Origin of the sequence: Duffyella sp. Ts4 (assembly GCF_051851875.1) — a bacterium.
Taxonomy (GTDB): domain Bacteria; phylum Pseudomonadota; class Gammaproteobacteria; order Enterobacterales; family Enterobacteriaceae; genus Duffyella; species Duffyella gerundensis.
In genome coordinates this window covers 253806-275437 of the sequence record NZ_JBLYPN010000004.1, presented here as the reverse complement: position 1 = coordinate 275437, position 21632 = coordinate 253806, and the positions used below count along the sequence as shown (strand labels likewise).

The 21632-nt window shown below is 55.0% G+C and carries 22 protein-coding genes and 1 tRNA gene; 7 read left to right on the top strand and 16 right to left on the bottom strand.

Translation table 11 applies throughout. The features are described 5' to 3' along the window. Positions 1 to 61: 61 nt before the first annotated feature. The 3 genes from fadJ to ACJY2L_RS09135 form a co-directional block, all read right to left on the bottom strand. Positions 62 to 2203, bottom strand: a complete 2142-nt coding sequence (gene fadJ, locus ACJY2L_RS09145; protein ID WP_439212470.1) for a fatty acid oxidation complex subunit alpha FadJ — start codon at positions 2201 to 2203, stop codon at positions 62 to 64. Beyond that, complete coding sequence (gene fadI / locus ACJY2L_RS09140) at positions 2200 to 3504, bottom strand: acetyl-CoA C-acyltransferase FadI (protein ID WP_439212471.1); 1305 nt, start codon at positions 3502 to 3504, stop codon at positions 2200 to 2202. The genes fadJ and fadI overlap by 4 nt, the downstream gene beginning before the upstream one ends. A gap of 149 nt (positions 3505 to 3653) precedes the next feature. Continuing rightward, the gene (locus ACJY2L_RS09135; protein ID WP_157883888.1) at positions 3654 to 3947 is read right to left on the bottom strand and encodes a YfcZ/YiiS family protein; all 294 of its coding nucleotides are present in this window, start codon (positions 3945 to 3947) and stop codon (positions 3654 to 3656) included. A 333-nt stretch (positions 3948 to 4280) separates the two neighbouring features. On the opposite strand from ACJY2L_RS09135, the gene fadL reads away from it, so the two are divergent. Then, positions 4281 to 5555 carry a long-chain fatty acid transporter FadL gene (gene fadL / locus ACJY2L_RS09130; protein ID WP_439212472.1) on the top strand — a complete coding sequence of 425 codons (1275 nt, stop codon included), beginning with the start codon at positions 4281 to 4283 and terminating at the stop codon, positions 5553 to 5555. Positions 5556 to 5621: 66 nt separating this feature from the next. Here the strand turns inward: fadL and mlaA are convergent, their stop codons facing one another. From mlaA to ccmA, 10 genes are read right to left on the bottom strand one after another with little or no spacing between them, the layout of a single operon-like run. After that, the gene (mlaA, locus tag ACJY2L_RS09125) at positions 5622 to 6383 is read right to left on the bottom strand and encodes a phospholipid-binding lipoprotein MlaA (protein WP_439212473.1); all 762 of its coding nucleotides are present in this window, start codon (positions 6381 to 6383) and stop codon (positions 5622 to 5624) included. 34 nt (positions 6384 to 6417) lie between these two features. Then, entirely contained in the window at positions 6418 to 7632 is a 1215-nt protein-coding gene (gene ccmI / locus ACJY2L_RS09120; RefSeq protein ID WP_439212474.1) for a c-type cytochrome biogenesis protein CcmI, read from the bottom strand. Then, a complete protein-coding gene (locus tag ACJY2L_RS09115; protein WP_439212475.1) occupies positions 7629 to 8084 on the bottom strand; it encodes a cytochrome c-type biogenesis protein in 456 nt (151 codons plus the stop codon). The genes ccmI and ACJY2L_RS09115 overlap by 4 nt, the downstream gene beginning before the upstream one ends. After that, on the bottom strand, positions 8081 to 8638 hold the full coding sequence (locus ACJY2L_RS09110) for a DsbE family thiol:disulfide interchange protein (protein ID WP_439212476.1): 558 nt from the start codon (positions 8636 to 8638) through the stop codon (positions 8081 to 8083). The genes ACJY2L_RS09115 and ACJY2L_RS09110 overlap by 4 nt, the downstream gene beginning before the upstream one ends. After that, positions 8635 to 10590 (bottom strand): heme lyase CcmF/NrfE family subunit, encoded by a 1956-nt coding sequence (locus ACJY2L_RS09105; RefSeq protein WP_439212477.1) that lies wholly within the window; start codon positions 10588 to 10590, stop codon positions 8635 to 8637. Before ACJY2L_RS09105 ends, ACJY2L_RS09110 begins: the two co-directional genes overlap by 4 nt. Beyond that, a complete protein-coding gene (gene ccmE / locus ACJY2L_RS09100) occupies positions 10587 to 11063 on the bottom strand; it encodes a cytochrome c maturation protein CcmE (RefSeq protein WP_067432593.1) in 477 nt (158 codons plus the stop codon). The genes ACJY2L_RS09105 and ccmE overlap by 4 nt, the downstream gene beginning before the upstream one ends. After that, positions 11060 to 11290, bottom strand: a complete 231-nt coding sequence (gene ccmD / locus ACJY2L_RS09095; protein ID WP_067432596.1) for a heme exporter protein CcmD — start codon at positions 11288 to 11290, stop codon at positions 11060 to 11062. The genes ccmE and ccmD overlap by 4 nt, the downstream gene beginning before the upstream one ends. Next, a complete protein-coding gene (locus ACJY2L_RS09090) occupies positions 11287 to 12030 on the bottom strand; it encodes a heme ABC transporter permease (RefSeq protein WP_067432599.1) in 744 nt (247 codons plus the stop codon). The genes ccmD and ACJY2L_RS09090 overlap by 4 nt, the downstream gene beginning before the upstream one ends. Positions 12031 to 12063: 33 nt before the next feature. Further along, positions 12064 to 12723, bottom strand: a complete 660-nt coding sequence (gene ccmB, locus ACJY2L_RS09085; RefSeq protein WP_439212478.1) for a heme exporter protein CcmB — start codon at positions 12721 to 12723, stop codon at positions 12064 to 12066. Beyond that, positions 12717 to 13340 (bottom strand): cytochrome c biogenesis heme-transporting ATPase CcmA, encoded by a 624-nt coding sequence (gene ccmA, locus ACJY2L_RS09080; protein WP_439212479.1) that lies wholly within the window; start codon positions 13338 to 13340, stop codon positions 12717 to 12719. Before ccmA ends, ccmB begins: the two co-directional genes overlap by 7 nt. Before the next feature lie 242 nt (positions 13341 to 13582). Between ccmA and ACJY2L_RS09075 the strand changes: the two genes are divergently transcribed. From ACJY2L_RS09075 to ACJY2L_RS09060, 4 genes are all read left to right on the top strand, one after another. After that, complete coding sequence (locus tag ACJY2L_RS09075) at positions 13583 to 14497, top strand: formate/nitrite transporter family protein (RefSeq protein WP_439212480.1); 915 nt, start codon at positions 13583 to 13585, stop codon at positions 14495 to 14497. Positions 14498 to 14553: 56 nt separating this feature from the next. Then, the gene (locus ACJY2L_RS09070; RefSeq protein WP_439212481.1) at positions 14554 to 15246 is read left to right on the top strand and encodes a hypothetical protein; all 693 of its coding nucleotides are present in this window, start codon (positions 14554 to 14556) and stop codon (positions 15244 to 15246) included. A gap of 336 nt (positions 15247 to 15582) precedes the next feature. Then, positions 15583 to 15657: transfer RNA gene (locus tag ACJY2L_RS09065), tRNA-Arg, on the top strand. Positions 15658 to 15820: 163 nt separating this feature from the next. After that, positions 15821 to 16990, top strand: coding sequence for a tyrosine-type recombinase/integrase (locus tag ACJY2L_RS09060; RefSeq protein ID WP_439212482.1), 1170 nt, complete (start codon positions 15821 to 15823; stop codon positions 16988 to 16990). Positions 16991 to 17544: 554 nt separating this feature from the next. Here ACJY2L_RS09060 and ACJY2L_RS09055 read toward each other — a convergent pair. Further along, the gene (locus tag ACJY2L_RS09055; RefSeq protein ID WP_439212483.1) at positions 17545 to 17733 is read right to left on the bottom strand and encodes a hypothetical protein; all 189 of its coding nucleotides are present in this window, start codon (positions 17731 to 17733) and stop codon (positions 17545 to 17547) included. Positions 17734 to 18149: 416 nt separating this feature from the next. On the opposite strand from ACJY2L_RS09055, the gene ACJY2L_RS09050 reads away from it, so the two are divergent. After that, positions 18150 to 18959: an FkbM family methyltransferase gene (locus tag ACJY2L_RS09050; RefSeq protein WP_439212484.1), complete on the top strand. Its 810-nt coding sequence runs from the start codon at positions 18150 to 18152 to the stop codon at positions 18957 to 18959. Here the strand turns inward: ACJY2L_RS09050 and ACJY2L_RS09045 are convergent. Continuing rightward, positions 18951 to 19196, bottom strand: a complete 246-nt coding sequence (locus ACJY2L_RS09045) for a hypothetical protein (RefSeq protein WP_439212485.1) — start codon at positions 19194 to 19196, stop codon at positions 18951 to 18953. The two genes, ACJY2L_RS09050 and ACJY2L_RS09045, sit on opposite strands and share 9 nt — an antisense overlap. Then, a complete protein-coding gene (locus ACJY2L_RS09040) occupies positions 19196 to 19921 on the bottom strand; it encodes a hypothetical protein (RefSeq protein ID WP_439212486.1) in 726 nt (241 codons plus the stop codon). Before ACJY2L_RS09040 ends, ACJY2L_RS09045 begins: the two co-directional genes overlap by 1 nt. Before the next feature lie 382 nt (positions 19922 to 20303). On the opposite strand from ACJY2L_RS09040, the gene ACJY2L_RS09035 reads away from it, so the two are divergent. Continuing rightward, positions 20304 to 21392 carry an acyltransferase family protein gene (locus tag ACJY2L_RS09035; RefSeq protein ID WP_439212487.1) on the top strand — a complete coding sequence of 363 codons (1089 nt, stop codon included), beginning with the start codon at positions 20304 to 20306 and terminating at the stop codon, positions 21390 to 21392. The last annotated feature ends 240 nt before the right edge of the window (positions 21393 to 21632 follow it).

The window sequence follows — 21632 nt, the reverse complement described above, 5'->3', positions numbered from 1 at the left end:
TTGTTTATTAAATAAGCGCTTCTCAGAGCAGTGCCAGTCGGGCCCTTTTTTACAGCCTCAACTAAGCCGCTGAATTGGGATGTTTATTCGCCACATCCGGCAGCGGATAATAGCGTTCACCCTGCTCAGCCAATCGGTTCAGCGCCGCACAGGGTGCGAAACGATCGCCATGCAGCTGCATCAGGCTATGCAGCAGCTGCCGCAGGTTCTCAGCGCCAAAACTGTCGATATAACGGAATGGCCCACCCGTAAACGGCGGAAAGCCAATACCGAATATGGCGCCGATATCGCCGTCGCGTGCGCTACGAATCACCCCTTCATCCAGACAGCGCACCGCTTCATTCAGCATCATCGCCACGCAGCGCTGGGCAACCGCGCCGTCGGCCAGCTGGGTTTTCGGCTGCACCTTAAGCAGCGAATAGAGGCTGGTATCAGGCTGACGCCCACGCCAGCGTGGCGCATCGTAGCGATAAAAGCCGCGGCTATTCTTGCGACCTTTGCGGCCATCGTTGAGCACCGCAGCAAACGCTGGCGGTGCGGCAAAGCGCTCACCAAATGCCTCGGTTAACACCGGCACAATTTTACTGCCGACATCAATGCCGACCTCATCCAGCAGCTGCAATGGCCCTACCGGAAAGCCGAACTGCACCAGCGATTTATCGATGTGCTCAATCGGCTCGCCTGCCAGCAGGCAATGCAGCGCTTCATTAATGTAGGGTGCCAGAATGCGGTTAACGTAAAACCCGGCTTTATCCGCCACGACGATTGGCGTTTTGCCCTGCTTTCTTGCCAACGCCACCGTGGTTGCGACGGTTTCAGGCGATGTCGCCGCATGCGGAATGACCTCCACCAGCGGCATTTTGTCGACCGGACTGAAATAGTGCAGCCCGATGATGTTCTCAGGCCGCTGCGCGCCAGCGGCGATAGCCGCAATCGGCAGCGATGAGGTATTGGAGGCAAAAATGGTCATCTCGCCGCACTGCTGTTCTACTTCCGCCACCATCTGCTGCTTCAGTGCCAGATCCTCAAACACCGCTTCCAGCACAATATCGCGATGGGCAAAGCCTTGATAATCGGTGCCGCCGGAGATCATCGACATTTTCTGCTGGCGTTCCGCTGGCTTCATCTGCCGACGCTGCACTTTCTTGCTCAGCAGATCCCAGCTGTACTGCATGGCATGGTTGATGCCCTGATTATTAATATCTTTAATGCGTACCGGCAGCCCGGCATGCATCGCGGTCACGCTGGCGATGCCGCCGCCCATCAGGCCGCCGCCCAGCACGCCGACGCGCGCGATGGTGCGCGGCTCCGCGTCCTGCTCTTTTTTCATTTCGGTGGTAGCAAAAAACAGGCTGCGCAGTGCGACAGACTGCGGCGTCATCGCCAGCTCCCCAAAGGCCTGCGCCTCCGCGGCATAGCCATTGCTTTGGCCTAATCCGCGCCGAACCACCGCCAGAATCTGTTCCGCCGCCGGATAGTTGCCGTGGGTTTTGCGCTGGGTCTGCTTGCGCACCACAGAGAACAGCAGCGGACGCGCGATCGCACTCTGCGCCAGCCGTTCGCGCCACGGCAGAGGCCGACGCTTTTTCTTGCCCTGCAGTGCGCTTTTCACCGCGGTCTCCAGCAAAATAGAGACGGCAACGGCATCATCCACCAGCCCGCATTTTAACGCCTGGCGGGCGCGCAGGGTTTTACCGGTGAGTATCAGGGGCAGCGCCTGCGTCACGCCAATCAGCGCGGGAAGCCGCTGCGTGCCGCCGGAGCCTGGCAGCAAACCTAGCTGCACTTCCGGCAGGCCGAGCCGGGTTTTGTCGTCCAGTGTGCAGATACGACGATCACAGGCCAGCGCCAGTTCCAGGCCGCCGCCGAGGCAGGCGCCGTGAATCGCCGCCACGGTAGGAAACGGCAGATGGGCAATCTCCGCCATCACCTGCTGTCCCTGCTCTGCCAGCGCCTGTGCCTGTTGCGCGCTCTGGCAGCGATCGATCATGCTGATATCAGCACCGGCAATAAACGAATCCTTTTTACCCGAGATAAACACCAGACCAGCCAGCCGCGGGTTTTCCCGCGCCTCGCTGATGATCTGCCGCAGCTGCGCAGCAAACTCCGCCTTCAGGGTATTCACCTTTTCATCAGGTACATCAATAGTAATCACCGCGACATGATCCGGCCGTAGAGTGAGATGAAACGCTGAACGGTTCATGCATCCACCTCCAGTACCATCGCCGCGCCTAACCCACTCGCCGCGCAGGCGGTGACCAGCCCGAGTCCGCCGCCGCGTCGTCGTAGCTCATGCAGCGTTTGGGTAATCATGCGCGCCCCGGTGGCGGCAAACGGATGGCCGTAGGCGATAGAGCCGCCGAGCACGTTGAATTTCTCTTCGTCGATCTCACCCAGCGCCTGCGGGCGGTTGAGCACCTCGCGGGCGAAGCGATGATCGTGAAACAACTTGAGGTTGGTCAGGGTTTGCGCGGCGAAAGCTTCATGCATATCAATCAGGGTGAGCTGATCGAGGGTGATCCCGGCACGATCCAGCGCCAGCGGCGAGGCGTAAACCGGGCCCAACAGCATATCCTGATGCACATCAATGGCGGTAAACGCGTAGCTGCGCAGCCAACCGAGCGGCGTGATGCCCAGCTCGCGCGCACGGGATTCGGTCATCATGATCACCGCCGCTGCTCCATCGGTAAGCGGCGTGCTGTTCGCTGCGGTCACCGTGCCGTGCCGGCGATCAAAGGCGGGACGCAGGCGCGCATAATCCTGCGGCTGCGAATCGTGACGCACGTTGTTGTCCTGCTCAAACGGCGCGCGCCACGGCGGGATAAAGGCGGTCATCACCTCCTGCTGCAGCTTGCCCTGCTGCCAGGCGAGCGCCGCCCGCTGGTGAGATCGGTGCGCCAGCGCATCCTGCTGTTCGCGGCTAATGCCGTGGCTTTTTGCCATCTGCTCGGCGGTATCGCCCATGCGCAGACCGGTGGAATATTCCGCGACCGCGGGCGGCACCGGTAACAGATCTTTTGGCCGCAGCCGTTTCAATACCGCGAGCTTCTGCCCCAGCCGCCGCGCCTTGCTCAGATCGAGCAGCGCGCGTGCCAGTGCTTTGCTGACGCCAATCGGCAGCACCGAGGTGGAATCGGCACCGCCAGCAATACCGGCGCGAATAGTGCCCGCACGCAGGCTTTCCGCCACGTTGGCCACCGCCTGAAAGCTGGTGGCACAGGCGCGGCTGACGCTGTAAGCATCGGTGTGCACGCTAAGCCCGCTGGAGAGCACGATTTCGCGCGCAATGTTCGGCGCCTCCGGCATCTGCACCACCTGCCCGAACACCAGCTGCTCAATGATTTCCGGCGGCAGTTCGCTGCGCGCCATCATTTCGGCAATCAGCAGCCGACCCAGCTCCACGGCGGGCAGCGCCTGCAAAGCGGTTGACTGGCGGGCAAAGGGCGTACGAAGCCCGTGAGTAATAGCGATGCGTTCACCCTGGCGCAAATGCGGCTGACTCATTGTTTCCACCTGTAATCAAATGTTGGCTTCATGCCAAAAAGAGGTCTGACCTCCCAAGTGTTAACCGGATTGTTGCGCGACGCCAGAGTGAGAAAAAGAAAATGCGAGAGAAAACACGAAATTGCGGGCCAACAACTGGCCCGTTTTGTTTAGCGCAGGCCGAGCTGAAAAATCAGGGTTTCTGCCTGACAGCAAAAGGTAAAATCGACGTCGAGGCGCACGCCGTCGCCGTCGGGCAGAAAGCGCGGCGCAATAAAACAGGGCTCTGATTCCACCTGATGCGCTTTCGCCGACAGGCTGGCCAGCATCGCTTCTGCCTCTTCACGGCTGGCAAATACCCGCGACCAGGAGGCGGTACAGTCGCTGTTATCCATTATCGTGCCGACATCGACACAGCAACAGGCGGCGGTTTCGGTGGCGCGGGGTTTGTTCAGATCAGACATAGTCGACTCCGGTAAGCTAAAAGCGGATAAGTGTACTGCGTGAATTTTACCCCTTTCGCGGAACGATGTTTACTGCATCAGGTGGGCAAAGGTTGATCCAGAATAACGATGTTGCATTCTGTGAAATCAGAGCCAAATGAATTTGTTAAGCAGATCTTATTTTGTCGATCAAATCGGCAATATTTGAAAAACATTATTGCAACATCACCAGCGGTCAGCTCTATACTGGCCCAACTGGTCTGATTTGTCAGTTTCAGATTAGTCCCTAGAATCCGCCTTCACCTGTTACCCGTTGTAACAGAGTCTAATAAAAATCTAACTGAGGTTGTGGTCATGAACCATAAGAACCTGTTTGCAAAATCAGCAGTGGCAATTGCGGTGGCGCTCATCTCTACACACGCTTCGGCAGCGGGCTTTCAGCTTAATGAATTCTCTTCGATTGGTTTAGGCCGCGCCTATTCAGGTGAAGGTGCAATGGGTGATACCGCCGCGTCAGCCAGCCGTAACCCGGCAACCATGGCGCTGATGGATCGTCCGATGTTTTCAATGGGTGCGGTTTATATCGATCCTGATGTCAATATCAGCGGCACCAGCGATACAACGGGTAATAGCCTGGATGCCAAAAACATTGCGCCCTCAGAATGGGTGCCTAACCTGCATTATGTGCAGCCAATTAACGATCAATGGTGGGTGGGCGCGTCGGCCACCGCCAATTACGGTTTGGCGACCGAGTTCAATAACGGCTATGCGGCCGGCGCTTACGGCGGCAAAACCGATCTCACCACGGTTAACTTTAACCTCAGCACCGCCTGGCGCATGAACGACCACTTCAGCCTTGGCGTCGGCTTTGATGCGGTTTATGCCCGAGCGAAAATCGAGCGCTATGCCGGAGAAGGCGGCGCACGCCTCGGCATTCCTGCCGACACGCAGGTGGCGCATCTGAAAGGCGACGAATGGGGCTATGGCTGGAACGCCGGTGTGCTCTACGAAGTGGATGAAAATAACCGCTTCGGCTTTACCTATCGCTCAGAGGTGAAGGTCGATTTCGACGGCGATTACAAGAGCAGCCTGCCGCCAGCGTTAAATGCCCGCAACACCGGCTTACCGTACGCCACCGGCGGCACCACCATTCCTGGCGCGCTGACCCTGAACCTGCCGGAAATGTGGGAAGTGTCGGGCTGGCATAAAGTGGCGCCGCAGTGGGCGGTACACTACAGCATGGCTTACACCAGCTGGAGCCAGTTCCAGGAGTTGAAGGCCACCGGTTCAAACGGCCAGACGCTGTTCTATAAAGATGAGAGCTTCCACGACGCTTACCGCATCGCGCTTGGCACCACCTACTCTTATGACGATAACTGGACCTTCCGCACCGGTATCGCCTTTGACGACAGCCCGGCACCGGCAGAAAACCGCTCTATTTCCATTCCCGATCAGGATCGCCTCTGGCTGAGCGCCGGTACGTCCTATGCGTTTAATCAGGATGCGTCAGTAGACGTCGGTATTTCTTATATGCACGGTCAGCATGTGACTATCGAAGAAGGCCCGTACAAATTTGAGTCAACCGGCAAAGCCTGGCTCTACGGCGCAAACTTTAACTACACGTTCTGATGCTGCCCTGAAGGCATAAAAAAAGCCGATCTGACGATCGGCTTTTTTTTATCTGTCTGGCTGTGCTTACTCGGCGTCAATATCCTTGAGATCGCCTTCGATCGCCGCCGCATTAGGGTTCTCTTCCGGCTTCAACTCACCGCCGCGGGCGAGGAAATCGTGCCGCTGGAAATAGGCGTTGCGGATAAAGGCGTACGGATCGTCCTGCTGGCGCAGAATGCCGTCAGAATCAAGCAGCTGCGCGCGTGTTTCCACCCCTTCGAGCGCCCATTTGCCCAGCGATATTGGCCACGTCAGCCAGCCCAGCACCGGATAGAGCGTATCGACGTAATCGCCGCCGTCTTCACGGATGGTAAAGCTACCGTAGGCTGGCAGTTCGACATAAGGACCGTAACCGACACCATAATGGCCGAGCGTGCTGCCAAAGCGACGAGGACCGCCACGCGCCAGCTCAGGATTGGCCTTGCCCGCCACGTCGATGAAGCCGCCGAGACCCAAGGTGGAGTTAAGGAAGAAGCGCGTAAAGTGAATCATCGCCTGACGCGGTTCACCAATCAAAAAGGCGTTAACCATGCTGGCTGGCTCCTCCAGATTGCCCAGCACGTTGCTCAGCCCGGTGCGCGCCGGTGCTGGCAAATAATCGCGCCACGCCACCGCCACCGGCCGCAGCACGTAAGGATCAACTACGTTGTAGTTGAAGTTAAACATGGTGCGGTTAAAACCTTCCAGTGGATCGCTACGGCCCTGCGGTTCATCCCCAGGTTGCGAGCTGGCGCAGCCGATCATCAACACGCTGGCAAGCGCGACGCCGCTAAGGCGATAGTTCATGGTGTTCTCCCTGTGCTGATTTACTGGGCCCCGTTCAGCGCTGCTGCTGATTAACCTCAACAGACACCGACTGATGACCATCATATGGCGTGACCGCGCTTTCGCCGAACCAGTCACCGGACTGCGGATTCGCGCTGCCGTCACGAGAAATACGCACCCGCACTTTGACCTGATGCTGCGCTGACAACAAACGATCCGGCATCATCGCGTTGCTGTCATCCAGCGTCAGCGATAGTGGAAAGTGGCCTGGTGGCACACGCTTCACCGCGACCGGCACCGGCGAAAGCCCGTCGGAAACAGAAATATACATGACTCCGCCCGGCGGTAACATTTTTTCTGCCGCGGCGGAGAGGCTGATGGTCAGCGGTAAGCTGCCCGCCTGTTCCCCGGCCGCGGCTTTTGCCTGAGCGATACTGTGGGTGATTTTTTCCACCCGTGCATCGCCTGCGGGCAGCAGCGTCAGCATGGTCTGCCAGGCGTCAATCGCCTGCGCATAATGTTGCTGTTCCCAGGCGTTAAAGGCCAGCAGCGCCAGAATGCGCAAATTGCTGCCATCCTGCTGCTGCATTTCCTGCAACAGAGCACCGCCTTCACGGTTATCCTCTGCATCGCCGGAGCGCGTCAGCACTTCAGCATAGCTTAAACGCACCTCTTCGTTGGTCGGCGCCAGTTGCAATGCGTGCTGAAAGGCCTGCGTGGCGGTGGTGACATCGTTTAGCACCATGCCGATGCGCCCCAGAATCATCCAGTCGTTGAGGTTTTGCGGATCCTGCTGCAGGCTGCTGCGAATGCCCAGTCCAAGCCGCGCCAGCTCTTCCATCGACAGTGGTTTGGCCTGCGGGTCCATCATCCGCGCGCGCAGCTGCGGCAGCGAGGCCTGCACCTGTGTCCAGGCCGTCAACTGCGTCAGACCGCCGGTTTTCAGATAGACGCCCAGCGTGACGCCGATCAACAGCAGCACGCCTGGCAGCAATACCCAGCGGGAAACCGCGGCGCGCGCATTGCCGGTCTCAGCATCAGGAATATCCGCCAGCAGCGTCTGTTGCAGTTCGCGCACCATTCCTGGTCGCTCCGCTACCGTGCCCTGCGCTTCATCTTCCTCCAGCTCCTGCAAACGCTGATGATAAAACGCCTTGTTCAGGGCATCGCGCTGATGGCGATCGACGCCGTGATTCCGCCAGGCTGGCAGCACAAACAGCGCGCAGGCGGCCAGCAGTAATAATAAAAGCGTTAGCCAGTAGAGGCTCATGGTTGCTTCCTGTTGTGATCGAGCAGGGCATTCAGCCGCTGTTGCTCATCGCTATTCAGCGTCGGCACCTGCCGCTTACGACTGCGTAAAATAATCGCCGCCCCGCCCACCAGCACAAACAGCAGCGGGCCGAGCCATAGAATCAGCGTCGCGGCGGTCAGCGGCGGCTCATAGGTCACAAAGTTGCCGTAGCGCGCCACCATGTAATCGGTGATCTGCGCCTTGCTCTGCCCTTGCTTCATCAGCTCATACACCTTCAGCCGCATATCTGCCGCAATCATGGCGTTGGAATCGGCGATGCTGTTGTTCTGGCATTTCGGACAGCGCAGCGACGCGGTGAGTTCACGATACTGCTGCTCCTGCGCCACCGAATCAAAGTGCAAGGTATCGATAGCCGCGAACAGGCTGCCGCTGAGCAGCAGACCTGCCAGCAATATAACGATGCGCCTCATACTCCGCTCTCCCGACTGTATTTCTCCCACAGCGGCTTCACTTCCTGATTCCAGACGCGCTCGTTGAGATCGCCAGCGTGGCGATAGCGAATAATGCCTTTGCCATCAATCAGAAAGGTTTCCGGCGCGCCATATACGCCGAGATCGAGGCCAAGCATGCCGTTGCCGTCGTACAGGCTGAGCGCATAGGGATTGCCCAGCGTATTCAGCCAGTTAATCGCCTTGCTGCGATGGTCTTTGTAGTTCAGCCCGACCACGCGAATGCCCTGTTCGGCCAGTCCGTTAAGGTATTGATGCTCGGCGCGGCAGGTCGGACACCAGGTAGCCCAGACGTTAAGCAGGATCGGCTTGCCGTCGGTGAGGATCTGCTGATCGTAAATTTTGCCAGGCTGATCCAGCGACTCCAGCCGAAACACGGGCACCGGCTTGCCAATCAGTGCCGACTCCAGCCGCGTAGGATCGTCGCCGCTGGCATTGCGCGTCAGCTGCCAAAGCAGCGCCGCCGCCAGCAGCAAAAACAGCACCAGCGGGATATAAAGGATTTTTTTATTCATGCTGGCTCCTGCTGCGCTTTCTTACGGGAACGGTAGCGCGGATCAAGCAGGCAGAGCACGCCGCCCGCTGCCATAAACAGGCCACCAAACCAGATCCAGCGGACAAAAGGCTTGTAATAAATTCGCACCGCCCAGGTGTTGTTATCCAGCTCTTCGCCCAACGCCGCGTAGAGATCGCGAGTAAAGCCGCCGTCAATTGCCGCCTCAGTCATCATCGCGCGCGCCACGTTGTAATAGCGTTTTTCCGCATGCAGCGTTGCTTCCGGCTTGCCGTTGCGCGTGACGTCGATGATGCCCACGCCGCCGCTGTAGTTAGGGCCTTGCAGACTGTGCACGTCGCGAAAGGTAAAGTGATAGTTGTGAATATCCACCGTGTCACCCGCCTTCATGCGCACATCGCGTTCGACGCTGTAGCTCTGGCTGAAGGCGATGCCGATCACCGTTACCGCCACGCCAAGATGGCCCAGCACCATGCCCCAGTGGCTGCGCGAAAGGTGGCGCAGTCCGGCAAAAAAGCGATGGCGATGGGTGGCGCGTTCATGCAGTTCCATCAACGTCAGCAGAATTACCCACACCGCCATCAGCAGGCCAACTACCGTCATCGCCTCAATGCGATCCTGTAGCAGCCACGGCAGCACAATGGACAACGCCAGCGTAACCAGCAGCGCTACCGCCAGCCGCCGCCACAGCTTTTGCGGCTCATCACGACGCCAGCGCACCAGCGGGCCGATGCCCAGCGCCAGCGCCAGCGGTGCCATCAGCCAGGTAAACATCGTATTAAAGAAGGGTTCGCCAATCGAGATGCTGCCGAGGCCGAGCTGTTTGTGCACCAGCGGCAACAGCGTGCCGAGCAACACCACCAGCATCGCGGCGATCAGCAGCACGTTGTTGCCCAGCAGAAAGGATTCGCGTGACCAGGCTTCATTCTGTATCCGGCTGCGCACCTTACTGCCCTTGATGGCGTAAAGCAGCAGCGAACTGCCAATGACAATCACCAGAAAGGCGAGAATAAACATGCCGCGCGCCGGATCGGAGGCAAACGAGTGCACCGAGACCAGCACCCCGGAACGTACCAGGAAGGTGCCGAGCAGGCTCAGCGAGAAGGCGGTGATAGCCAGCAGCACCGTCCAGGCTTTGAACGCGCCGCGCTTTTCGGTCACCGCCAGCGAGTGAATCAGCGCGGTGCCCGCCAGCCACGGCATAAACGAGGCGTTTTCTACCGGATCCCAGAACCACCAGCCGCCCCAGCCAAGTTCGTAATAGGCCCATGCCGAGCCAAGCACGATGCCAATGGTCAGAAACACCCACGCCGCGGTGGTCCACGGACGCGACCAGCGCGCCCATGCGGTATCAAGTCGTCCAGCCATCAGCGAAGCGATAGCAAAGGCAAAGGCCACCGAAAAGCCGACGTAACCCATGTAAAGCAGCGGCGGATGAAAAATCAGCCCAATATCCTGCAGCATGGGATTGAGATCGCGGCCATCAATCGGAAAGTCGGGCAAGGTACGCGTAAAGGGATTGGAGGTAAAGGTGATGAACAGCAGAAAGCCGAAGTTAATCATCCCCATTACCGCCAGCACGCGCGCCACCGCATCCTGCGGCATGCTGCGGCTAAACAGCGCCACCGCCAGCGTCCAGCCGCTGAGCATCAGCACCCACAGCAGCAGCGATCCTTCATGCGCGCCCCAGGTGGCAGCAATGCGGTAGTAAACCGGCAGTTGGGTGTTGGAGTTGGCCACCACATAGGCGACGGTAAAATCATTGGCGATAAAAGCGTGAATCAGAATGATAAACGCCGCGGCGATGCAAAAAAATACGCCCCAGGCGAGTGGGCGTGCCAGCGCCATTAATCGTCCATCCTGGCGAGCGGCGCCCCATAAAGGATAAACGCTTAACAGCAGCGACAGCCCCAGCGCCAGACAGAGCAGAAAGCTACCAATTTCCGGGATCATGGTTGGGCTCCCGCCAGTGCAGCCGGGCTGGTATGGTTCTTTTTCATGGCGTCTTCAATTTCCGGCGGAGTATATTTTTCATCGTGCTTAGCCAGCACCTCTTTTGCATTGATCAGGCTGCCGTTCTCCAGCACGCCCTGCGCAACCACGCCCTGCCCTTCCCGAAACAGATCGGGAAGAATCCCCTCAAAGGTCACGCTGACCACGCCACTGGCATCATAAAGTTTGAACGAGACCTGCAGGCTTTGCGGATCGCGCTTCACGCTGCCCGGCATCACCATGCCGCCGACGCGCAGGCGCTGACCAGGCTCGGGTTTTTCGTGCGCCTCGCCTTTGCCCTGCAGAATTTCACTCGGGGTATAAAACAGATCGATATTGGCGCGCAGCGCATACATCACCAGCGTGGTGATTAATCCCAGGCCCACGACAATAGCGATAACGACCAGCATGCGGTTTTTACGGCGGCTGTTCACGGTTGATCTCCTGCCGACGTGGCGTGGTTTTTCTGTTTCGCCGCACGGATGCGCCGATCGCGGGCCTGCTGCTGTTGAATGGCGGTGAGCAAGCGACGTCGTTGCAGCACGGTGTGCAGCACCAGCCCGGAAAGCGCAATCAGGGTGACGATGACTGAAAGCCAGACGAAGAAGGCGTAGCCGCCCATGGCAAAAAACGCCTGCCAGGATGAGAATGCTGGCGTCATGGCTGGCCTCCGGTTTTCGTCGCCACGGCGATTGCCCACGGGCGATGCCGTTCGGTAAACAGGATCAGGTTACGCAGCCGCATCAGCGTCAGGGTAATAAACAGCAGCAGGCAGCCAAGGATCGACCAGCGCAACGGTGTACGCATGCTGGGCGCGATCGCCTGTTGCAGCATGCCGGACGATCCCTGATGCAGCGTATTCCACCACTGCACCGAATAGTGGATGATCGGCAGATTGACCACGCCCACCAGAATCAGGATGCTGGCCGCGCGGCCCGCCAGACGGCGATCGTCAAACGCATGCCACAGCGCAATCACGCCCATATAAAGGAACAGCAGCACCAGTTCAGAGGTTAACCGCGCATCCCAAATCCACCAGGTGCCCCACATCGGTTTACCCCACGCAGAGCCGGTGACCAGCGCGATAAAGGTGAAGGTTGCCCCCACCGGCGCCATTGCCGCCGCCGCCAGATCGGCCATTTTTATCTGCCAGATCAGGCCGGTAAACGCCGCCACCGCCATCGCCGCGTAAATGCCCATAGACCACATGGCGGCCGGAACATGAATATAGATAATGCGATAGCTGTTGCCCTGCTGGTAGTCCGCCGGGGCAAAACCAAAGCCCCAAATCCAGCCGGTTAACAGCGTCGCCAGTGCCAGCAGCGCAAACCAGGGCACAAGACGACCGCATAACTGGTAGAGCCGCTCAGGCTTTGCCAGCTGATGTAACCACTTCCACATTTTTATTGCTCACAGTGAAGATAAGAAATCGAATCAGTGCAGGCTGATACGCAACGCGGCGGCGGTCGCAAACGGCGACAGCATGGCGCTGAGCACCAACATCGCGCCGAGAATGGCCAAATAGCCGCCGATCGGTAAACCCATGCCGGCGGCATCGATGGCCGCACTGGCAAATATTAATACCGGTATCGCCAGCGGCAATACCAACAGGCTCAGCAGCACACCGCCACGGCGCAGGCCCACGGTCAGCCCGACGCCGATCGCCCCTAAAAAGCTGAGCGTCGGCGTGCCGAGCAACAGGGTCAGCGCCACGGCGCGCCAGCTGGCCATATCCAGTGACAGCAGCAGTGCCACCAGCGGCGACAGCAGGATCAGCGGTACGCCGGTCAGCAACCAGTGCGCCACCACTTTGCCGATCACCGTGACCGGCAGCGGCGTGGGCAGCAGCAGCAGTTGCTCCAGCGAACCATCGAGAAAATCATCGCGAAACAGCCGCTCCAGCGCCAGCAGCGAGGCCAGTAAGGCAGCCACCCAGACGATGCCCGGCGCGATACGCGCCAGCAGCTGCGGCTCCGGGCCGACGCCCAGCGGAAACAGCGTAATCACGATCAGGAAAAACCACAGCGGATTGACGATCTCTGCGCCGCTGCGAAAGGCGAGCTGCAGTTCACGCCGGATAACGCGAATCAGCATGCGTCAGGCTCCACGCCGCACAGCTGGATTTTGCGCACGCGTCCATTGCCTTCCGGCAGATCCTGATGGGTAGTTAAGATGACCATGCCCCCGTTATCGGCATGTTGCATGAAATGCATCATTAATTTATTTACGCCCGATTTATCGATAGCGGTCAGCGGTTCATCGAGGATCCACAGCGGCGCCTGGCTAAGCCAGAGACGCGCCAGCGCCACACGCCGTTGTTGTCCGGCAGAAAGTTGCGCCACCGGCACCGTTTCATAGCCGAGCAGATCGACGCTCTCCAGCGCTGCATCACGCTGCGCTTCCGTGCTGCTCGCATGTAAAAAGGCCAAATTTTCGCGTGGCGTCAGCACCGCTTTGATTCCGGCATGATGACCTAAGTAGAGCAGATCGCGATGCCAGCGCTCACGCTGACGCGCTATCGCCGTGCCGTGCCAGTGAATGGCACCGCTTTCCGGCTGGCTAAGCCCGGCCAACAGCCGCAGCAGCGAGGTTTTTCCGGCGCCATTCGGCCCGTCAATCTGCACAATATCGCCCGCGTCCGCGCGAAAATTCAACGCGCTAAATAGCGTACGCTCATCGCGAACACAGGTGAGATTAATGATTTCCAGCATGAGGGAAAAATCGCGCTATAAAAATGAGGGCGGCATGATAACACATGCCAGCATACTGCCGAAGCGCGCGCGGTGGCCGTAAAGGCCGCTCTGGCCGCGGATTGCCCTGCTGAAACAGCAAAAGCGGGCTAAAATAAGCAGAGTTAATACCTTGTTACTCTTGGTTGTATTTACCGTAACAATTTCAGAACACAAAAACCCGCTACGCTTATTGCCGTGCGCAAATATCACTGGGGAAAAACATGAAGTCAGAAGAAACAATAAAAGAGCACGACGGCGAAAGTAACGAAGTCGATAGCGAAGAAAAAGACAAGGGCGAAGAGATTGAGGTCGACGAGGAAGATCTGCCTTCCGGTGCCGCGGCGATCCATGAACAGATTCGTGAAGATGGCCAGAAAGAGCTTGAGCGCGACGGCATGGCGCTGCTCTGGTCCGCGATTGCCGCTGGTCTGTCGATGGGCGCCTCGCTGATGGCGAAAGGGATTTTTCAGGTCCATCTGGAAGGCGTGCCCGGCGGCTTTTTGCTGGAGAACCTCGGCTACACCTTTGGCTTTGTGATTGTCATCATGGCACGTCAGCAGCTGTTTACGGAGAACACCGTCACCGCCGTGCTGCCGATCATGCATAAGCCCACCGCAGGCAACTTTGCGCTGCTGCTGCGCCTGTGGGGATTGGTGCTGCTCGGCAATATGATCGGTACCGCCACTGCGGCGCTGGCTTTTAGCCAGATGCCAATCTTTGACGATGCCACGCGCCAGGCATTTACCCATATCAGCGAGAAAGTCATGGAGAATTCGCCTGGCGAGATGTTTGCCAATGCGGTGATCTCCGGCTGGATCATCGCCACCATGGTGTGGATGTTCCCTTACGCAGAATCGGCAAAAATCGTGGTGATCATTCTGATGACCTGGCTGGTGGCGCTTGGCGATTTGGCGCATATCGTGGTGGGTTCGGTGGAAGTATTCTATCTGGTGTTTACCGGTGCTGCGAGCTGGCATGAATTTTTATGGCCGTTTGCCGTGCCGACGCTGCTTGGCAATATCACCGGCGGCACGCTGATTTTTGCGCTGATCAGTCATGCGCAGATTCGTAACGACATGAGCAACGACAAGAAGCAGAAAACGTCGTCGCGTAAAAAAACCGCCTCGAAACAGTAAAACGCGCGCCGCTGGCCACTCTGGTGCCAGCGGCGCGTTGCCCCTAAGGATGAGTGATGTCCCCTTCCGACCAGCAACTTGAACACCTTTATCAACAGGCTACCAAGCGTACGCTTACCGGCTGGCAGCAGCAGCCCGATATCGGCAACCTTCTGAGTGCGCCGCGCTATGCACAGGATAAATTTGCGCTTACCGCGGGTATCACGCCGGTCATAAACGCGGAGATTCAGTCACTGTTAGCCACGCTGCACCAGCTCGCCGCTGAGGATCCGCTGGCCGATGTCATGCCGCCTGGCGCAGTGCATTTTACCTTTCTCGCCATTACGCCGCCGCACTATGACACGGCGGATGCGCAGGATGATTTCAGCCAACTGACACAGGCATTTCAGACGATTACACCGCTGCGCGTGCGGCTGGAAAAACTGCGGCTGGTGGCGTTGCCAGGGCAGCTGTTGCTGGCGGGGATACCCGATGCGTACAGCCTGGCCATGCGCGCCGCCTTCACGCAACAATTGCTGGCAAGCCCATGGCAGAACGCGTTGCACCAGCGCTATCCGCATACGCCGCTGCCGCCGCCCTTTTGGCACAGCACCCTGCTGCGCTATGAAGCGGAGCAGCTGCCGCCGCACCTCCGTGCGTTTTTCATGCAGCATCAGCATCGATTTTACGGCGCGGTCGATGCGCCGCTGAAGCTGGTGATGAGTAATTACAACTGGAGCAAAGCCAGAGTGATTGCCGCCTCGCCTTAGTTAAACAGCGCGAAGGTGCTGACAAAATAGGAGCCGGCAAAGGCGACATAGCTCAGCCACACCAGCATGATTAGCGTCACAGAGAGTTTGAGAGACATGATGTTACCTCGTCAGCAAGGGGGTCAGGGAAAGCGTCTTTACTTTCCTTTACGTTATGCCTGACTGCCGGGAGGGTTATTGATCCAGCGCAATTCTGTGTGCGTTGGCGATAGCCGGAATAATGCGCTGCGGACAGCTGCGGCCGGAGGCGGTATTGATCGCAACAAAACCCTGCCATCACTTGTAAAAAATGCGGCAATTACGGTAACATGCGCCGCGACACTGATGTGTCAGGTTGTCTCCTTAGTTAAATGGATATAACGAGCCCCTCCTAAGGGCTAGTTGCAGGTTCGATTCCTGCAGGGGACACCATTCATTCATTACCCGCCATTCCCTCGCATTACTCAAACCCGCACTGGTTAGGCCTTCCCGCTCAATTGATGTTACCCGAAGTAACCCAAAGTGAATTGACTGCACCAAACTTTTGCGGGCATATTGCGGGCACAATGCAAAATGCCCACGGAATTATGCCCACATGCTAACGGTTAAGCAGATAGACGCGGCCAAGCCAAAAGAAAAATCATATCGCCTTGCCGACTCAGGTGGCCTGTTCCTGTTTATACCGCCTACCGGTAAAAAGGTGTGGCGCATGCGATACCGATTTGAAGGCAAAGAAAAGACGCTGGTGATTGGGCCTTATCCGGAGATCGGATTAACAGAGGCACGGGCGCGCCAGTCAGAAGCCAGAATGAAACTGGTGCAGGCGTTAGATCCGGCCGGAGAGAAGCAGCAGGCTAAGCAGCGTGAAGTTCAGAAGGCGACAACCTTCGGCACCATCTTCGATGAGTGGTACAAGCATAAGCGTGAGGTTTGGTCTGAAGGATATGCCGTGGAACTGCTCAGCATGTTTGAAAAGGATATTCTTCCGTACATCGGCCATCTGACTATGGAAGAAGTGGAACCAATGGTGCTGCTTGGCGTGTTAAGGCGTTTTGAAGAGCGCGGAGCTATGGAGAGGGCCAATAAAGCCAGAGGAAGGTGTGGAGAGGTTTTCCGTTATGCCGTAGTAACCGGTCGCGCCAAATATAACCCGGCGCCCGACCTGGCTGATGCACTTCGCGGTTATCGGAAAAAGAACTACCCTTTCCTGCCGCAAGACCAGATCCCCGCCTTTAATAAGGCGCTGGCAACATATCCGGGAAGCATCATAGCCAAGACGGCTACGCAGATTCTGCAGTACACGGCTATGCGTACAAAGGAACTTCGCTCCATGCAATGGGTGAACGTCGATTACGAGAACATGCTCATCACCATCGATGCCGAAGTGATGAAAAGTCGCAAAGCGCATATCGTCCCGATGTCACAACAGGTTCATGACCTGCTGAAAATGCTGCAGCCGATAACCTCAGTTTCTGATTTCGTGTTTGCCGGCCGCAATGACAAGCGTAAGTCGATTAGTGAAAACACCGTGTTACAGGTTATCAGGCAAATTGGCTATGAAGGGCTGGCGAGTGGGCACGGATTCCGGCACCAGTTCAGTACGGTTATGAATGAGCACCAGTGGCCTCACGATGCTATAGAGAAGCAGCTGGCGCATACTGACCGCAACAACATCCGCGGCATTTACAACCACGCGCAGTATCTCGATAAGCGAAGGGAAATGATGCAATGGTGGGCGGACTGGATTGATGGAAAGGCGGAATAACCACCTCATTCAAAACGGCAGGCCAAACTGGTCATAGTCGAACTCAAAAAAATGTACTCCGATCAGATTTTTTTCTGTCTATAAAGTGTGAGTAATCCCTGCCGATAACTTAAAGTTCTGAACATGACCAACCAACGCTCATCATATTTAAGTTTTAATTATATTCATGCTCGCCCGCTTATTGCGGGCTTTTTTTTACCGCTTACGCTTGAACCCCTTAAAAAGCCTATTAGGCTTAATTTTATCTTAGGACAAACCGGGCGCTCCTACCGTTCGGTGTGTGGGGTCAGGCTCGCAGGAACGCGGGTCTTTTCTCTCTATCTTCACATGAGATTTGAACAGAACTCTTATAACAGAGCGCATTAAGCGTTCGTGCATCACCACGCTACTGCCCATCATCGCCTCTGATGATGGGACTTTTTTCCTTATCTCAAATTAGCGGCTATGCTTGAATGGCATAAGTAGTGTGGTGAGTTGATGTAATTGATTGCTGTTTTTAGGCCTGCCAAAGAGTTGAGTTTTAACCCGCCCTTGTGGCGGGTTTTTCGTATCTGTTAAAACAGCAGGCCAAACTGGTCATCGTCGAACACTTCCAGCTGCGGTCTGATGCTCTCAAGTGCAAGCAGATAGTCGATCCCCTGCGCCAGTGACGTCGGCTGCCCGAACTCCATCCAGAAGTAGAAAGTATACGTCCGGCCAAACCAGTAACCTCCGCCGCACTCCTTGGCTCGCTGGAAGAACACCCACTCTCCTTCTCGAAAGTTTTCAAGGCTCTCCCCTCGGTAAATCACCTGATAGTTACTGTCTCTCCCGCCCATAAATCCTCCTACGATAGATGCTGTATGGATAAACAGTAATATCGATCAGCGGATTTGATCAAGCCGAAACGGGAAGCAAATTTGTAAAGCTGATGAGAGTGCTGGATTTTTAGGCTGGCGGCTGCGGACATGCGTGACTAATCTCAAATCACACACCCCGAAGCCTGCTCAGAGAGGCACGGCTGAGTCATTGTCCGGTCGCCGGGCTTTTTTATTCTGCTCATAACTCAAGGGAATTAGTTTCAAATCAAACTACGATTGGGCTTGTGAGTTAAGATAAGGTAATCTTTATGGAGCTATCGCTGGTTGGCGATCTGGCGTGATTAATCAGAGGGTTGTTTATGTATTACACTGAAATTGAAGGGAACATTAAGAACACAGGGAGTGCATATATAAGCATAAATAACTTCCCAGTTAAGTTAGACCTATTAAATCCCCATGAAAGACGCTATGCCGCCTGCGCCGTTCTTGATGTCCAGTATCCTCAGTATGATATTGACCGAATGCTTATAAGTAAGTTTGTTCGAGAAGGTGATCGGGTGTTAGACGCAGGTGCAAACATCGGTTTAACAGCTCTGCTATTTCTTGAAAGCGGCGCATCATCAGTTACAGCAATCGAGCCTATACCTGAAATTTACAGGAGAATTAAAAATATTGGCTGCGATCAGATAAAACCTTTGAAGGCTGCTTTATCTGATAAAGAAGGGTTGATAGATATTTATGTCTCAGAGGCCCACAATCAGGGCTCTACATACGATATCGAAAGTGTAAATATGTTCAGGCACATCTTCAATGAAGAACCAAAGAAAATTTGCGTCCCTAAAATAACCATTGATGGCATTAATGAAAGTTATGACATCTGGAAAATGGATATTGAAGGTGCCGAAAAAGACGCATTGATGGGTGCTGGTAAAACCCTAAAATCTCATCCGCCCAGAGTGATATTTTCTGAGCTTTGGGGTGATAAGCTTGAAGAGTTTTATGCAATTATCAAGCACACACATCAATACGTTTACAGAGCTGCCATATCGAAAGATGGTTATAAACTACATTTAATAGCACCTGAAGATTTTTTAAATGTAGAGAGTGATTACCACTCCATTTCTCCAACCTTTGTCTTTCTACGAGAAAAGCCGGATGAGCTACTCTGAATCGCCTTGCTCTGCTGGAATTTGAGACGGATCTTCTACGGGGTTTGAAGTTAGTTTAAACCCCTTGTCAAAATAAAAGCGACCGTCTTTTTTGTTGTAGAACATCCCTATCTGGCACGGCTTATCTGAGATTGGAACAAAATAGTACCCCAACATCTTAAACTCTTCATTTTCTGCAACGATTGTATTCATAACCTCAATGTCATCATCTGCGATCATGGCAAGATTCGCGGTCATTATGCATACTCCTCAATTATCATTATGCCTGAAATGCCAGGGTTTCCCTGAACTGCTGATGTTGTAGATGGAACGCCAATTCCTCCAGAACCGTAATATCCGCCCTCAATAGGTGAAGGCAACGGCATCTGCCCAAGGTTTGTACCAGGAACTACCTGGATTACAGTGCTGGCTTTAGCGATGCCTCCAGATGAGTTAATAGGCGTAATTGTGGAGGTAATTGGCCGGCTTGATAGACTAGCCCCTGCTGCAGCTGCCCCCGTCGATAGAGGCATTGACACACCGCCAGGGCCGCCCGGGAGTGTGAAGATAGACCCGAAGGATGTGGCGCCGCCCGCCCCCCCTGTATTCTGACCTGCTGCTGCTGCTGCCCCGCCAGATCCGATTACTATTGATACGGGCGCAGCAAAGGAAGAAGCAGGAATTACAATATCGATATATTGACCGTAATAACCACCCTGAGACATTCCGCCATTACTTCCACTAGAGGCTGGTTCGCTTCCACTTGCGCCACCGCCAGCTACCGCCCTTACTCTGATAAAAGTTGTACCCGATGTTGGCGTATAGTTTCCAGAAGTAAGGAAGGTCGACACATTCAAAAGCCTGCCAGGGGTAAACTTTTTCATGCCGGACTTTAAGTTAGAAAGAATTGTTGCCGGAGTTCCATTATCCAAGACACCAACGCCTGCTGAGTCTGAGATAAATTGGGCCAAAACATAGGCCACCGCCGTACTCCTTCGCGCGCTGGAAGAATACCCACTCCCCTTCTCGAAAGTTCTCAAGACTCTCTCCGCGGTAAATCACCTGATAGTTACTGTCTCTCCCGCCCATAAATCCTCCTACGATAGATACTGTATGGATAAACAGTATTATTGATCGGTAGATTTGATCAAGGCGGAGCGGCTGAGAGATTTGTAAATGCTGCAGGAAGTGGGGTTTGATGCATGATTTGTAAGCGGGCTAACTAATCCTTACTACACGCTCAGAAAATTAGGTTACTATATCTTATCACTTCCTTTACGAATTCATGACAACCGCTAACTCTCAAAGAGTGCGCGCCCGTCATGTCAAAAATAATAATGTCTGATTCATGAGAGATGACGATAGATGCACCTATCAAAAGAAGAAAGTAACGCCCTTTATCTGGTGAAAGCCATTGGCATCATTGCCGTTGTTTTAGGCCACTATGCAGATTTTATGAGCGTCCTGAAGCCTTATTACTTTCACATGCCGCTATTCTTTTTTGTCGGCGGGATCACGTTAAAAGACCGGTTAAACGTACGTAAACTTTTTAAATCAGTTGGCACATCATTAACTTATCTTATTATTCGATATTGCATTATTGGCTGCCTCGCACTGGCCCTCATTGACATTGGATTTTCATCGCTGTCGAATCCGTTTGGCAGTAACGTGCTTGATAGCATCAGCAAGGCTTATTTCGGCAATATGCATAACAACCAGTTGTTTCTGGTAGCGTGGTTTTTGCTGGCCTACATCGTTGCCTTGGTGCTTTGCACTATCATTGTCGCTCTGTTCAACAAAATTCCGGCAAGCGAATCGGTCCGATCTTCATTGCTGATAGCTCTCGCCATTACTGGCGGCTTGGTTGCCATGAATGTTGTGGCGGTTGAATACCAGTCTTCACACAGGCAGATTTATAACCTCGCAACGCAGTCAATGTATGGCTCAATGTTTATGCTGATCGGTTATGCAGTCAGAGCATTTATATTCCGCGCATACTCTTTTAGCGCACTATTGCTGGTGTTCATGCTGACTACGGTCATAACGGTGTCGTATGGCACGACCCCTATGGTTATGTCATGGAGTGAATATAAGGATGGTTTCATCCTGACAACGCTGATCGCCCTTCTCATCATCTATTGTGTTTTTATCCTGGCGAACGCGTTCTCAAGGTCCGTCAGTGACAGTTCAGCCGTTATTCTGGTGGGGAAGAGCACGCGCTCCATCATGACGTGGCACCTGAGCATATTTATTTTATTAGACCTAATGTCAACATTCATCGCTAAGCCAGTTCCGCTATCATCGTTCAGAGTGTTTCAGCATTTCCATAATGACTTTTCAATTGCGACATACACTTTGTCCGGGGTTTTGATACCAGCATACCTGTCGAAATTAGATGTAATTAACAAACTAAAATCACTATATCTAAGGGCTCCAGCCAGAGAGGTTGTCTAAATAATGATGAACTCACAGGCATCAATGCATGAAAAAATGCAAAACATGCCTATGATTTCTTCCCATACATCTGAATATGATCAGCGCGGATTACCTTGACAAAAATATGGGATTTACTACGATCATCGCCAACCCCCGGCGCAGCTAAGTCACGAATGAACCTTCAACAATTATTTCGCCTCGTTACACGAGTCAGCGGTATCACATGTGCCATCACCATACTGATGACAAAAGACGTTT

Coding starts and splice junctions, on each gene's coding strand:
- ACJY2L_RS09110 (WP_439212476.1), bottom strand. CDS start 8,638: ATGAATAAAAAAATCCTTTATATCCCGCTGGTGCTGTTTTTGCTGCTG.
- ACJY2L_RS09070 (WP_439212481.1), top strand. CDS start 14,554: ATGTCCCCTTCCGACCAGCAACTTGAACACCTTTATCAACAGGCTACC.
- ACJY2L_RS09045 (WP_439212485.1), bottom strand. CDS start 19,196: ATGACCGCGAATCTTGCCATGATCGCAGATGATGACATTGAGGTTATG.
- ccmB (WP_439212478.1), bottom strand. CDS start 12,723: ATGCTGATTCGCGTTATCCGGCGTGAACTGCAGCTCGCCTTTCGCAGC.
- ACJY2L_RS09115 (WP_439212475.1), bottom strand. CDS start 8,084: ATGAGGCGCATCGTTATATTGCTGGCAGGTCTGCTGCTCAGCGGCAGC.
- ACJY2L_RS09060 (WP_439212482.1), top strand. CDS start 15,821: ATGCTAACGGTTAAGCAGATAGACGCGGCCAAGCCAAAAGAAAAATCA.
- ACJY2L_RS09090 (WP_067432599.1), bottom strand. CDS start 12,030: ATGTGGAAGTGGTTACATCAGCTGGCAAAGCCTGAGCGGCTCTACCAG.
- ccmI (WP_439212474.1), bottom strand. CDS start 7,632: ATGAGCCTCTACTGGCTAACGCTTTTATTATTACTGCTGGCCGCCTGC.
- ACJY2L_RS09105 (WP_439212477.1), bottom strand. CDS start 10,590: ATGATCCCGGAAATTGGTAGCTTTCTGCTCTGTCTGGCGCTGGGGCTG.
- mlaA (WP_439212473.1), bottom strand. CDS start 6,383: ATGAACTATCGCCTTAGCGGCGTCGCGCTTGCCAGCGTGTTGATGATC.
- ccmA (WP_439212479.1), bottom strand. CDS start 13,340: ATGCTGGAAATCATTAATCTCACCTGTGTTCGCGATGAGCGTACGCTA.
- ACJY2L_RS09135 (WP_157883888.1), bottom strand. CDS start 3,947: ATGTCTGATCTGAACAAACCCCGCGCCACCGAAACCGCCGCCTGTTGC.
- ACJY2L_RS09075 (WP_439212480.1), top strand. CDS start 13,583: ATGAAGTCAGAAGAAACAATAAAAGAGCACGACGGCGAAAGTAACGAA.
- fadJ (WP_439212470.1), bottom strand. CDS start 2,203: ATGAACCGTTCAGCGTTTCATCTCACTCTACGGCCGGATCATGTCGCG.
- fadI (WP_439212471.1), bottom strand. CDS start 3,504: ATGAGTCAGCCGCATTTGCGCCAGGGTGAACGCATCGCTATTACTCAC.
- fadL (WP_439212472.1), top strand. CDS start 4,281: ATGAACCATAAGAACCTGTTTGCAAAATCAGCAGTGGCAATTGCGGTG.
- ccmD (WP_067432596.1), bottom strand. CDS start 11,290: ATGACGCCAGCATTCTCATCCTGGCAGGCGTTTTTTGCCATGGGCGGC.
- ACJY2L_RS09035 (WP_439212487.1), top strand. CDS start 20,304: ATGCACCTATCAAAAGAAGAAAGTAACGCCCTTTATCTGGTGAAAGCC.
- ACJY2L_RS09050 (WP_439212484.1), top strand. CDS start 18,150: ATGTATTACACTGAAATTGAAGGGAACATTAAGAACACAGGGAGTGCA.